Here is a 13,378-nt window from a genome sequence, read left to right as displayed (position 1 = left end):
GAATTAATGTTAATTCGGTCAGTACGTTGACCGAATTAACGTTTTTTACGTATATTTGTTCTAGATTTCTAAAACAATAATATGGGAAATTATTTTAACAGAGCCATTGTTCAAGAATTTAATCGAAAATTACTTCCAAATAAAGTCTTGATTTTATTAGGGGCAAGACGTGTGGGAAAAACGGAACTGATAACAAATTATCTTCAAACCATTCCTAGTGAAAGTTACTTGAAACTTAACGGAGAAGACATTAACGACTCGAATTTACTTAAGGAACGTTCCGTGAGTAATTACCAAAGATTGTTGATGAATATCGATTTATTAGTAATAGATGAAGCTCAAATTATTCCTGATATCGGTTTGATTTTAAAATTGATTGTTGATTCTATTCCTGGTATAAAAATCATTGCGACGGGTTCTTCTATATTTGATTTGAATAATAATTTGGGCGAGCCATTAGTGGGTCGAAAAAACACTTTATATCTTTTTCCATTGGCACAAATTGAGTTTGCTCCTTATGAAAATTACAAACAAACTACCGAAAATTTAGAGCAACGATTACTCTTTGGCGGTTATCCGGAACTAGAGCAACACGTGGATTGGGAAGATAAAAAAGAGTATTTGTATGAAATCATCAATTCGTATTTGTTAAAAGACATTTTGATATTTGATGGCATCAAACATTCTGATAAAATATACGATTTGTTGCGCTTGATAGCGTATCAGGTAGGGAAAGAAGTTTCGTTGTTGGAGCTGGCAACTCAATTACACATGTCTAAAAATACAGTTGCAAATTATTTAGATTTGCTTTCTAAAGTTTTTATTGTCTTCAAAGTAGAAGGTTTTAGCAGAAATCTCCGAAAGGAAATTGTTAAATCCAGTCGCTGGTATTTTTATGACAATGGCATTCGGAATGGTATTATCAATAACTTTAATCGTTTGGATTCCAGGACTGATATTGGCGATTTATGGGAAAATTATCTCGCTTCAGAAAGAGTTAAAAAACAAAATTATCAAAAGATAAAAGCTCAAAATTATTTTTGGAGAACGTATGATCAGCAAGAACTCGATTGGTTGGAAGAAATAGGAGAAGAACTGGCTGGATTTGAGTTTAAATGGAGTGAAACTAAAAAAGTCAAAATCCCTGCTGCTTTCGCAAAAGCATATCCGGAGGCTACTTTTGAAGTAATAAACAAGAGTAATTATTTAGATTTTATAACATAGAAATACACTATAATAATTTGCAGTATAGCAATTAAAAAATACTTCCATAAAAAAGAGCTTTTTGCCGTTTTATGTCTAAAAAAAAGCATCGCTAATCCGGAACCAATCGTACCACCTATTGCACTTGTAAGTAACAAATTTTGTTCTGAAACACGCCTTTTTTGCTGAACAGCCAGTCGTTTGTCTATTCCAATTATTGAAAAAGCTACTAAGTTACTAAGTGGAAAATACCAAAATAGAAAAGACATAAACAGGGGGTTTTGAACCAAAGATAGCGCTTTAGCAACATTAAAAGCGAACAAAATTAAATAGTCTAATTAGAATACTATCCTAAAAAATACGATATATTGGTTGTGATTTACTTTTTTTAAAAACATAAAAAATAGTTATTCAAAATAAAAATTCCAATCTTGAAAACATAGTTTGTCGAGATTGGAATTTCATTTTTTGATTAATCGGATTAAAAATTTAGAACTATTATTCATCAAAATTCAAATTAGTAGGTTCTATAATTTTTTCTAATTTTTCAATTTTCTTACCGGTTGTTTCTACGGAGCTATCAACTATTTCGAAGCTCAAATTGTCAAACCAGATTTTTCCTGTTCCTCTCACTAATGCACCGTATGAAATTTTTGAAGCAGTCGCAGGAACATCTACTACAATTTCATACTTTTTCCAATCATTTGTACCAATAATAGGGCGGTTATTCATATTATCAAACGATAATATTTGCTGAGAATTCGCTTTTTCAACTCGCAACCAAAAGCAAGCTTTACCAGCAACATCTTTTGTTTTAACATATCCGGAAAGGCGGATTCTTTTACCTAAATATTTGTCGGCTGCAAAAGTTTGCATAAGCGTACCAAATCCAGAAATATTAGGTATTATGGACTGAATAGTTGCGGCATTTTTACCGTCGTAACCAGCTCCTTTTTCAACTCTCATGTCATAACTGTTTGGATCACTTCCAGATTTAAACCAACCAGATGGTAATTCAAATGATAAAAATGTTAACGCTAACCCAATTAGCAAAAAACGTTTAATAGTAGTAGTTTCCATATTTGTGAGGTATTAATTGATTACTTACTTTTCATAGTTAGTAGGTTTTAATATCTGTAAATCAGGGACTTATAAAATTAATGAAAAATTTATGATTCACAACATTAAAATATAATTATATTTTAAACAACCTTAAAATTGGTTAAAAAACAATGTATTTTTGTTTTTTCAATAAAATCTATACACGCCTAAAACGGTCAGCATTATGACAAACATCGATTATATCAAAAAAAATGTTGCTACAGCAGCCATAAACATTCAAAACACGGTAAAACTATTACAGGAAGATTGTACCATTCCCTTTATTTCGCGCTATCGAAAAGATACAACCGGAAATCTTGATGAAGTTTTTATTGAGCAAATTGCCAAATTCCAAAAAGAATACGAAGTAATTGTAAAACGCAAAGAAGCAATTTTAAAATCGATTCAGGAACAAAACGCGCTTGGCCCAGAATTAGACAAAAAAATACAGCAAAGTTTTGATTTACAAGAATTGGAAGATTTTTATCTGCCTTATAAAAAGAAGAAGAAAACTAAGGCCGATGTAGCTCGCGAAAACGGATTGGAACCATTGGCAAAAATCATCATGGCGCAAAATAATGATGATGTCGATTTTATTTCGACAAAATATTTAAACGAAAATGTCATCAATGAAGAGGCGGCATTACAAGGCGCCAGAGATATTATTGCCGAATGGATTAATGAAAATATTTATGTTCGAAAGCAACTCCGACGATTGTACGAACGCAAAGCTACCATTACCACCAAAGTTGTAAAAACGAAGAAAGACGACGAAGGCGCACAGAAATTCAATCAATACTTTGATTGGTCAGAACCTTTAAGTAAAGCGCCTTCGCATAGATTATTAGCCATGCTTCGTGCTGAAAACGAAGGTTTTATTAAGTTTAAAGTAGCAGTCGATATCGATGAAGCGTATGATATTATAGATACTTTGGTTTTAAAAGGTCAAAATAAAACTACGCCACACGTACAACTAGCTATAGAAGACAGTTACAAAAGATTATTGAATCCAGCTATTTCCAATGAAGCACTACAAGAAGCCAAAGCCAAGGCTGATGCCAATTCGATTCAGGTTTTTGCGAATAATTTAGGGCAATTATTATTGGCTCCGCCTTTGGGTGAAAAACGAATTCTGGCTATCGATCCGGGTTTTAGAAGCGGTTGTAAAATTGTTTGTTTGGACGAAAAAGGAGATTTGTTATACAACGAAACTATTTATCCGCACGCACCTCAAAAAGAGGAAGCAATGGCAATGAAAAAAATTCGTTCGATGGTGAATTCGTATAAAATTGATGCGATTTCGATAGGAAACGGAACTGCTTCTCGTGAAACCGAATTTTTTATTAAGAAAATTGCGTTCGATAAACCGGTTCAGGTGTTTATTGTAAGTGAGGCTGGAGCATCGGTGTATTCCGCATCGAAAATTGCCAGAGACGAATTTCCTAATTATGATGTTACGGTTCGAGGTTCGGTATCTATCGGAAGACGATTGAGTGATCCATTGGCTGAATTGGTTAAAATTGACCCGAAAGCCATTGGCGTAGGCCAATACCAACACGATGTAGACCAAACCAAACTCAAAGAAGAATTAGACAATACAGTAATTCGGTGTGTGAATTCAGTTGGAATAAATATCAATACTGCAAGCAAGCATTTGTTGAGTTATGTGAGTGGAATAGGAGAGAAGCTGGCTGAAAATATAGTAAATTATCGTTCGGAAAACGGTCCTTTTACAGATCGGAAACAACTTAAAAAAGTACCGCGTTTGGGTGAAAAAGCATACCAGCAAGGCGTTGCATTTATCCGAATTTCTAATGCCAAAAATCCGTTAGATAATTCAGCCGTTCATCCAGAGGCCTATGGAATTGTGGAGAAAATGGCGAAAGATTTGAAATTGACAGTGCATGATTTAATTACCAATAAAGAAAAAACAGCCTTAATCAAACCAGAAAATTACATTACACCAGATATAGGATTATTGGGATTAAAAGACATTATCAAAGAATTAGAAAAACCAGGATTAGATCCAAGAAAATCAGCTAAAGTATTTGAATTTGACCCGAATGTAAAAACGATAAAAGATGTAAAAACAGGAATGGTTTTACCTGGAATTGTCAATAACATTACCAATTTTGGTTGTTTTGTGGATATTGGAGTCAAAGAAAGCGGTTTGGTTCATATTTCCCAGCTGAAAGCAGGTTTTGTCAGCGATGTGAATGAAGTGGTAAAATTACACCAACATGTTACCGTAAAAGTGGTGGAAGTCGATGAGGATAGAAAGCGAATTCAGTTGACGATGGTTATTTAAACCATAAAAAAAAGGCTTTTCAAATTATGAAAAGCCTTTTTTTTTATTTTGTTTCTTCTTCTTTTTTATCAGCTGGCTGATCTTCTTTGGCAGCGTTTTTGAATTCTTTGATTCCGCTTCCTAAACCTTTCATCAGTTCGGGAATTTTTTTACCTCCAAAAAGTAATAAAACAACCGCCAATATAATAAGGATTTCTGTAACTCCAAATCTTCCCATGATAGAATAATTTATTGCCGAAGCAAATTTGTAATAAACCAAAGAGCAAAGGTATATAGAATTAGTTTACGGAAATTCATTTTGATGCATTTATTTGGTTCCAACTGCGTTAAAAATTTATTAAAAATAAATGTAGGTTTGCAATAATCAAGAAAAACAAGTAAACACAAGCAACGACAATAATTGTTATATTTGTTCAATAATCAATTTAGATGTCCAAGAAAAGACAAAAACGAAAAAAAATCAAGGAAAATTTATTCAATAAACGACGTTTAATTATACTAAACGAAGATACATTTGAAGAAACTTTTTCATTAAAACTGACTCTAATGAACGTTTTTGTAGTAGCTACTTTAGGAGCCATAATTATTACATTTGTTACCACTTTTATCATTGCTTTTACTCCTTTACGAGAATTTATACCTGGTTATTCTTCGTCAAAATTAAAGAAAGACGCTATGGAACTGGCTTTAAAATCAGATTCTTTGTCAAAAGTCTTGAAAAGAAATGAAGCGTACATTCAATCCATTCAGAAAGTATTAACCGGTGAATTAGAATATGCAAAATTCAGTAAAGATTCAATACTTTCAGCTGCAGATGAAGTTTCTTCTCAAGTTAATTTATCGCCATCCAAACAAGAACTAGAATTGAGGGAGCAAGTAGCAAAAGAAGAAAAAAATTCGCTTTCTAAAAAATCAAAAAAAGAATAAAAAAACAATTTTTTATCTTTTAAAGAACAAAAATAAAAATGTCAATAAAATCAATTGCAGCAAAAATATTTGCACAAAAAATATACAAGAAAACACAACTTTGGGCTACTAATCCTATTGAAACTCAAAAGAAGGTTTTACAAGAATTAATCAAAGATGCGAAGAACACTCAATTTGGTATTGACCATCATTTTGACCAAATAAAAAACGAGAAGGATTTTGCCAAACAAGTTCCAGTACGCGATTATGAAGCGTTAAAATCGTATGTAGATAAGGTGGTAAAAGGTGCCGAAAATATTCTTTGGAAAGGCAAGCCCCTTTATTTTGCTAAAACTTCTGGAACGACTTCTGGGGCCAAATACATTCCACTGACAAAAGAATCCATGCCGTATCATATTGAAGCGGCTCGAAATGCAATTCTGCATTATATTCACGAAACTGGAAAAGCTGATTTTGTGGATGGAAAAATGATTTTTTTACAAGGAAGTCCATTATTAGAAGAAAAAAACGGCGTTAAATTAGGTCGCTTGTCTGGAATTGTAGCCAATTTTGTTCCGAAATACCTTCAAAAAAACCGAATGCCTTCATGGGAAACGAATTGTATTGAGGATTGGGAAACCAAAGTAAATGCAATTGTGGAGGAAACCTATGATAAAAACATGACGGTCATTTCAGGAATCCCTTCTTGGGTGCAAATGTATTTTGAAAAATTGCATCAAAAAGGAGGGAAGCCAGTGGGTGAAATCTTCAAAAATTTCAATTTGTTTATTTACGGCGGCGTGAATTATGAACCGTATCGCGCCAAATTTGAAAATCTTATTGGACGAAAAGTAGACAGTATTGAGTTATTTCCGGCTTCGGAAGGGTTTTTTGCGTACCAAGATTCGCAAAAGGAACGCGGCATGTTACTGCTTTTAAACTCCGGAATTTTTTATGAATTTATAAAATCGGATGAATTCTCTAATGAAAAGCCAAAACGTTATACGATTGGCGAAGTAGAATTGGGAGTGAATTATGTTTTGATCATTTCAACCAATGCGGGACTTTGGGGTTATAATATTGGCGATACGGTTCAATTTACCAGTTTAAAACCGTACCGAATCATTGTTTCGGGAAGAATCAAGCATTATATTTCGGCTTTTGGAGAGCATGTCATTGGTAAAGAAGTGGAAAGTGCGTTGCAGGAAGCAATTCTTGGTACAGATATTCGCATCAATGAATTTACCGTGTCGCCACAAATCACTCCCGCAGAAGGATTGCCGTATCATGAATGGTTTATTGAATTTGAGAACGAACCGGAAGACAGCGTATCTTTTGCGGAAGCACTAGACAATGCTATGCGAAAACAGAATATGTATTATGATGATTTGATTGTGGGCAAAGTGTTGCGAAAAGTGGTGGTTACCAAAGTGGTTAAAAACGGTTTTCAAGACTATATGAAATCGATTGGTAAACTGGGCGGACAAAATAAAATTCCGCGGCTTTCTAATGATAGAAACATTGTGGATTTGTTAAAAAGAGAATAAATGTCTTACCTTTGCAGGTTAGAAAATAAGTAGAAAATGAAAGAAACAAAAAATATATCACGTTCCAGAGCGCAAGAATCATCGGCAGCAATTGAAAAAATGTACATTACAATGCGCCACCTTTTCAATAGGGGATTTTACAAACCTATGGGAATTTCAGGGGATACGTTGCGAGAAGCATTATTAGCATTGCGACCAGAAATTTATGGAAATATTGCCGAAGAAAAGGTAGAATTGAACGGACTTTTATATGTTATAGAACGTCTTCCAGTTGGAATTGAAGAATGTAGATTTATCAATTTAACATCGGATGAAGGCTATTCTAAATCGCATTTTCAGGCGATTGTACCGCCAAAAAGACGTCGTAATTGTTACCGTATCGATGAGGAACAAATGAATGTGGAGATTACAAGAGGACGCTCGGATATTTATGATATTCTGACGCATTTGACGTTTATTTTCATCGAATCACACAAAATTAGAAACCGAGTTTTACTAGATGATGCCGGTGAAGTTTCCCGCGACTGGTTCAAACTGGAACAAGCAGTTTCTCAAAAGAAGAAACTGACTTTGGTAGAAAAAGAGAAAGCGATTTCCCATGCTGCTAATATTCTGGGAAGAACGTTTGAGGAAGTATTGGATATCTATGATGCTTTTGGTTCAGCTGCTGCGCCAGATCGTTTCTTGCATGTCATCTTTTGGTTGGGAAAACTAGCCATCGAAGAAATTGTAGACGATAATAAGAGAACCATCACATTTAGTCCTATTTTAAGAGAGCGTTTGGGACACCACATTCACGGGGAAATTTGGGCCACTAACATCAAGGAAGTTTTGAAAGAAAACCAACTTTTAGACCGTCCAATTCACGTAATCAGTGCGAACATGCACAGTGTGATGAACTCTATTTTTGCAACGGAAGTGTTGAAAACCAAGTTCAAAGACAAATCGGATTTCTTTATTTATGAGGAATTGAGTAAGTCCGGCGCTAATGCGGTTCGAAACCAAGTGGAAGAAGTGGCGTTGAAATGCGGAATGATTTCGTTGCCGGATACGTCAGGAACCAATATTGATGTGCAAATTTTTGATACTGCCAAAATGGATTGGGCAAAAACGTCATTTCCTACGGCAAATACAGGAGATAAAAAACCAGTGCTTATCGTTATGGATTACGCATTTGGAGAACAAGCGTATGAAACCATTGACGAGCTGTTGAAACCGTTTAAAAAAGACACTTTATTGAATGTGGAATCGGTTTCTATCATGGGGAAAGCAGGAATTCTGGAAGGTGGAAAAGGAGACATTATGATTCCGAATGCACACATCAATGAAGGAACGGCGGATAATTATTTTTTCGAAAATGAATTGACTGCTGCAATGTTTGAAGGAAACGACATTGCTGTTTTTGCTGGACCAATGGTTACCGTTTTGGGAACTTCATTGCAAAATAGAGATTTATTGAAGTTTTTCCATGAATCGACTTGGGGAATTATTGGATTGGAAATGGAAGGTTCTTATTATCAAAAAGCAATTCAATCTGCTTCAAAAATCAGAAAGAGTGTTCCTCATGATGTTAAGGTAAGATATGCGTATTATGCCTCTGATAATCCTTTGGAAACCGGAAGTACATTAGCTTCAGGAGGACTAGGAACTACGGGTGTAAAGCCAACTTATTTGATTACCATTAAAATATTGGAACAAATTTTCAACGCAAAATAATACTATAAATGAGTACAAACGTGCCCAATAATTCAGAAGAACAAGAAATAGATTTAACTCAAATTTCAAAAAAAATTGGCAATTTGCTACAAGATTTTAATACTTTCTTATTCAGATGTATTGGGTTTTTTGTAAAGAATGTACGAGTAATTTTGATTTTGTTTGTAGTTGGTCTTGCCCTAGGACTTTTTATAGACCAAAGAAATAAGAGTTATAAAAGTGAGGTTATTGTAGCTCCTAATTTTGGCAGTACGGATTATTTATATGCAAAAATTGATTTATTAGCAGCTAAAGTAAAAGAAAGAGATACGGTTTTTTTAAAAGCAATCGGTATTCTAAAGCCAACTAAAATAACAAAAATTTCTATTGAACCCATTGTCGACGTTTATAGTTTTATCAATAACAGCGATCAAAATTTTGCACTGCTAAAGTTAATGGCAGAAGATGGAGATTTAAAATCCATTGTGAAGGAAACGACCACCAGTAAGAATTATACTTTTCATACCATTACTTTTTTAACAAAGGGAATAACTAATAATGAAAAGGGGATACAACCGATTTTAAACTATTTGAACACGAGCGATTACTATACTAAAATTCAGAAAGCGTCCGTGATTAATATTCAAGAAAGGATAAAGACCAACCAGGGAATTGTTTCTCAAATAGACGGAATATTAAACGAGTTTTCGAATGCTACAGCTGGAAACAATCAAAAAAGTGATAAATTAGTGTACTACAATGAAAATACGCAACTGAATGATGTCATTAAAACGAAAGAATCATTGCTTACAGAAATTGGAAACTTAAAAATTGCGTTGTTAACTTCGGATAAAATCATAAAAGAGAATAGCACCGCCATAAATATTGAAAATACAGCCTCTATTAATGGCAAAATGAAATTAATACTGCCGTTTTTATTTATTTTTATTTTCATTTCTACTTCATTTTTTATCGCTTTTTATAAAAAGCAAGTGTTAAAGGCACAACAAAAAGCAAATTAATTTAAACTAAAGTTGCAATCTATGAAAGGAATAATATTAGCAGGAGGATCAGGAACCCGTTTGCATCCACTCACGTTAGCCGTAAGCAAACAATTGATGCCTATTTATGACAAACCCATGATTTACTATCCACTATCATCCTTGATGTGGGCAGGAATTAGAGAAATACTTATTATTTCTACACCGCATGATTTACCACTATTTAGACAATTGCTTGGTGATGGATCTAAGTTGGGCTGTCGTTTTGAATACGCTGTTCAGGAACACCCAAACGGTTTAGCAGAAGCCTTTATCATAGGCAAGGATTTTATTGGCAAAGATAAAGTAGCCCTGGTTCTAGGAGACAATATTTTTTACGGAACGGGTTTGTCTGATTTACTGCAAGCTAATAATGATCCAGAAGGTGGGATTATTTATGCCTATCATGTCAATGACCCAGAGCGTTATGGCGTAGTTGATTTTGATACTAATGGTAAAGTGCTTTCTATTGAAGAAAAACCGTTGGTGCCTAAATCCAATTATGCAGTACCAGGTATTTATTTTTATGACAATGACGTTGTTGAAATTGCAGCCAATATTAAACCGAGTCAACGCGGAGAAATTGAAATTACAGATGTGAATAAGGAATATCTTAGGAGAGGAAAACTAAAAGTCAGCATTCTGGACCGAGGAACAGCTTGGTTTGATACGGGAACATTTAATTCTTTGATGCAGGCATCCCAGTTTGTACAGGTTATTGAAGAGCGCCAAGGACTCAAGATAGGCTCTATTGAAGAGGCTGCTTATACCATGGGGTATATCAATGCCGAACAGTTAAAAGCAATAGCACAACCGTTACTAAAAAGTGGCTATGGCACGCATTTGTTAGATATTATTTAAAATAATTTATGAAATTTATACCTACTACACTCGAAGGATGTTATATTATAGAACCTAAAATCATAAAAGATGAAAGGGGCTATTTTATGGAAAGTTTCAACGAGAATACCTTTCAAGAAGGAGTCCATCAAGAAGTTCATTTTGTCCAAGACAACCAGTCCTTTTCAACTAAAGGTGTGCTTAGAGGATTGCATTATCAAACTGGAATTCATGCACAAGCTAAATTAGTACGCGTTTTACAAGGCGAAGTTTTAGATGTTGCGGTCGATATTAGACCGGATTCTTTGACTTTTGGACAGCACATTTCAGTGGTACTTTCTGGCGAAAATCAAAAGCAGTTTTTTGTGCCAAGGGGTTTTGCGCATGGATTTTTAGTACTAAGTGAAACCGCCACGTTCTTTTATAAATGTGATAATTTTTACAACAAGGATTCAGAAGGAGGAATTAGCTATAACGATACTCAACTTAATATAGATTGGCAATTTCCGGTATCGGAATTAGTTATTTCTGAAAAGGACCACTTGTTACCAACCTTAGAGAATGCGAAATGCGCTTGGTAGTGCTTGTAACAGGTGCGAATGGACAATTAGGGCAGTCCCTTCAATTTGTTGCCGATAAATACCCTCAAATTGATTTTGTTTTTTGTGATTCTAAAGCACTCGATATTACTGTAAAAGTAGCAATAGCGTCCGTTTTCAACACAATTAAACCTGATTTTTGTATTAACACAGCTGCATACACCGCCGTTGATAAGGCCGAAAGTGAACCTGATAAAGCGATTGCAATCAATTTGACCGGTGCTAAAAATTTAGCAGAAGCCTGTAAAGAGTTCAAAACCAAATTAATTCATGTCTCTACGGATTTTATCTTTGATGGAAATGCAACAACACCTTACACCGAAGACGCAATTCCCAATCCAAAAAGCGTTTATGGACAAACTAAATTAGACGGAGAAAAAGCTATTCAAAGCATTTTACAAGACTATTTTATCGTAAGAACATCTTGGGTATATTCGCAATTTGGGAATAATTTTATGAAAACCATGTTGCGATTAGCCACAGAAAGAAACGAATTAGCGGTAGTTGATGATCAAATAGGAACACCTACACATGCGGTGGAATTAGCGAATGTATTGGTACAGATTATTTTGTTTACTAATAAAAACCCAGAAATTAACACCTATGGCATTTACAATTTCAGTAATGAAGGAGCCTGCAGCTGGTTTGATTTTGCCCAAAAAATATTTGAAGTCAACAACATCAAAATTGATTTAAAACCAATACCAAGTTCTAAGTATCCAACCCCTGCGTACAGACCTCGCTACAGTGTTTTAGATAAAAGCAAGATCAAAAAGACATTTGATATTGAAATTAAAACATGGGAAGAAACAATTTAGTCTAAGGAAACACAACTAATTTGAAAGTAAATGTGGAGAAAAATATACCTATCATTAAGTAATGAAGTTGCACATAACTTTTTTTATTTTAGTGTTATTAAGTTTACCAATATACTTTCAAAGTATATCTTGTTGGGTTATTTAATAAGGACTTTAGGAGAACAAGGCTATGGCATTCTTACTTGGGTTGATTCATTTACGCAATACTTTTTAATACTAGTTAATTTTGGGTTTGACATGTATGTGGCAAAATATATTGTTGAAAACAAACAAAATAAGGCTAAGATAGACGAAATTATTTCTGCCATTTTAACCATAAAAACAGGATTATTTGTCTTTGGTTTTTTACTGCTGGGGTTATTTTCTTTTAATGATGAAATAGCAAAAGTTATCCATCTGCTATTTTTTATGTTACTGATGGGAATTGGAGAAATTTTATTTCCAATTTGGTATTTTCAAGGAATCGAAAAAATGAAACCCATTGCCATCGTAAGTGTTATTTCCAGATCTTTATTGGTTATTCTTACGATACTGTTTGTGAAAAATGCAAATCATATCTTAGTCTATATATTTATTTTGGTAGTTTCGAACTTAGTTTGGGGAGGGTTGGGATTTTATTTCTTGAAAAAAGTATCCAACTTTAAATTCATAATCGTTCCCCTAACGACTTTGAAATTTTACCTAAAAGAAGGCTACTTATTTTTTTTAGGACGATTTTCAACACTTTTTTTAAATTTTGGCACCATCTTTTTAATTGGTTATTTCTGTTCTAAAAATTTAGTCTCCGGTTTTGACATAGCTTCTAAAATAATTTTCGCTTTTATTTTTCCTTTTGAAGTCATTCAACAAGCTGTTTTTCCATCTATTGTGCGTACAAGGAATAAACTATTTTTACAAAAACTAGTTCTTTTTACAATCTGCAGTGCTTTGTTCTTTGCAGGAAGTATTTATTATTTTTCCGAAGAATTAATGATCTTTTTTGGCGGGATTCCTATGGGGAAATATGCCTATTTACTAAAATCATTGGTAGTATTGATACCAGTAATCAGTAGTTCCATCATCATAGGAAGTTGTTCATTAGTAGCTTTTGGGGCATTAAAACAATATAATTACGCGCTTGTTTTTTCTTGTTTGATTTATATTTTTGTAGTATTGTTGCTGTACTTTATGGGACAAATGAGTTTTAAAAATTTAGTCATTCTTCGTATTAGTGTTGATATAATTATGGTTTTACTTATTTTTTATTTTGCTATTAAAAAGAAAACGTTATTGTAATTAGAACCTAAAATAAGATACAGGAAACGATTTTAAAAGGTGATGA

13 protein-coding genes are annotated in these 13,378 nt (G+C 33.9%); 10 read left to right on the top strand and 3 right to left on the bottom strand.

The annotated features are described in order from the left end of the window. Nucleotides 1-81 precede the first annotated feature (81 nt). Nucleotides 82-1,224, top strand: coding sequence for an ATP-binding protein (locus E0F91_RS08575; protein ID WP_132065988.1), 1,143 nt, complete (start codon nt 82-84; stop codon nt 1,222-1,224). Here the strand turns inward: E0F91_RS08575 and E0F91_RS08570 are convergent. Then, on the bottom strand, nt 1,203-1,472 hold the full coding sequence (locus E0F91_RS08570) for a DUF1294 domain-containing protein (protein WP_132065986.1): 270 nt from the start codon (nt 1,470-1,472) through the stop codon (nt 1,203-1,205). The genes E0F91_RS08575 and E0F91_RS08570 overlap by 22 nt on opposite strands. A 229-nt stretch (nt 1,473-1,701) precedes the next feature. After that, the gene (locus E0F91_RS08565; protein WP_132065984.1) at nt 1,702-2,283 is read right to left on the bottom strand and encodes a hypothetical protein; all 582 of its coding nucleotides are present in this window, start codon (nt 2,281-2,283) and stop codon (nt 1,702-1,704) included. A 205-nt stretch (nt 2,284-2,488) separates the two neighbouring features. On the opposite strand from E0F91_RS08565, the gene E0F91_RS08560 reads away from it, so the two are divergent. Beyond that, on the top strand, nt 2,489-4,612 hold the full coding sequence (locus E0F91_RS08560) for a Tex family protein (protein ID WP_132065982.1): 2,124 nt from the start codon (nt 2,489-2,491) through the stop codon (nt 4,610-4,612). Between the two features lie 43 nt (nt 4,613-4,655). On the opposite strand, the gene tatA is transcribed toward E0F91_RS08560, so the two are convergent. After that, on the bottom strand, nt 4,656-4,829 hold the full coding sequence (tatA, locus tag E0F91_RS08555) for a twin-arginine translocase TatA/TatE family subunit (protein WP_132065979.1): 174 nt from the start codon (nt 4,827-4,829) through the stop codon (nt 4,656-4,658). A gap of 329 nt (nt 4,830-5,158) precedes the next feature. Between tatA and E0F91_RS08550 the strand changes: the two genes are divergently transcribed. The 8 genes from E0F91_RS08550 to E0F91_RS08515 are packed head-to-tail and all read left to right on the top strand — an operon-like array spanning nt 5,159 to nt 13,332. Then, nucleotides 5,159-5,539, top strand: a complete 381-nt coding sequence (locus E0F91_RS08550) for a peptidase (protein ID WP_341825544.1) — start codon at nt 5,159-5,161, stop codon at nt 5,537-5,539. Between the two features lie 38 nt (nt 5,540-5,577). After that, nucleotides 5,578-7,065, top strand: coding sequence for a GH3 family acyl-acid amido synthetase (locus tag E0F91_RS08545; RefSeq protein ID WP_132065975.1), 1,488 nt, complete (start codon nt 5,578-5,580; stop codon nt 7,063-7,065). A gap of 36 nt (nt 7,066-7,101) precedes the next feature. After that, on the top strand, nt 7,102-8,781 hold the full coding sequence (locus E0F91_RS08540) for a DUF6909 family protein (protein WP_132065973.1): 1,680 nt from the start codon (nt 7,102-7,104) through the stop codon (nt 8,779-8,781). 8 nt (nt 8,782-8,789) lie between these two features. After that, a complete protein-coding gene (locus E0F91_RS08535; protein ID WP_132065971.1) occupies nt 8,790-9,782 on the top strand; it encodes a hypothetical protein in 993 nt (330 codons plus the stop codon). Nucleotides 9,783-9,803: 21 nt separating this feature from the next. Then, on the top strand, nt 9,804-10,661 hold the full coding sequence (rfbA, locus tag E0F91_RS08530; protein WP_132065969.1) for a glucose-1-phosphate thymidylyltransferase RfbA: 858 nt from the start codon (nt 9,804-9,806) through the stop codon (nt 10,659-10,661). Nucleotides 10,662-10,669: 8 nt separating this feature from the next. Beyond that, on the top strand, nt 10,670-11,221 hold the full coding sequence (gene rfbC / locus E0F91_RS08525; RefSeq protein WP_132065967.1) for a dTDP-4-dehydrorhamnose 3,5-epimerase: 552 nt from the start codon (nt 10,670-10,672) through the stop codon (nt 11,219-11,221). Beyond that, nucleotides 11,209-12,057 carry a dTDP-4-dehydrorhamnose reductase gene (rfbD, locus tag E0F91_RS08520; RefSeq protein ID WP_341825543.1) on the top strand — a complete coding sequence of 283 codons (849 nt, stop codon included), beginning with the start codon at nt 11,209-11,211 and terminating at the stop codon, nt 12,055-12,057. The genes rfbC and rfbD overlap by 13 nt, the downstream gene beginning before the upstream one ends. 30 nt (nt 12,058-12,087) lie before the next feature. Then, the gene (locus E0F91_RS08515) at nt 12,088-13,332 is read left to right on the top strand and encodes an oligosaccharide flippase family protein (protein WP_132065965.1); all 1,245 of its coding nucleotides are present in this window, start codon (nt 12,088-12,090) and stop codon (nt 13,330-13,332) included. Nucleotides 13,333-13,378 lie beyond the last annotated feature (46 nt).

Origin of the sequence: Flavobacterium sandaracinum (genome assembly GCF_004349135.1) — a bacterium.
In the GTDB taxonomy this organism is placed as follows: domain Bacteria; phylum Bacteroidota; class Bacteroidia; order Flavobacteriales; family Flavobacteriaceae; genus Flavobacterium; species Flavobacterium sandaracinum.
Note: the sequence above shows the minus strand (reverse complement) of the source record. Positions and strands in the feature narration are given on the sequence as shown.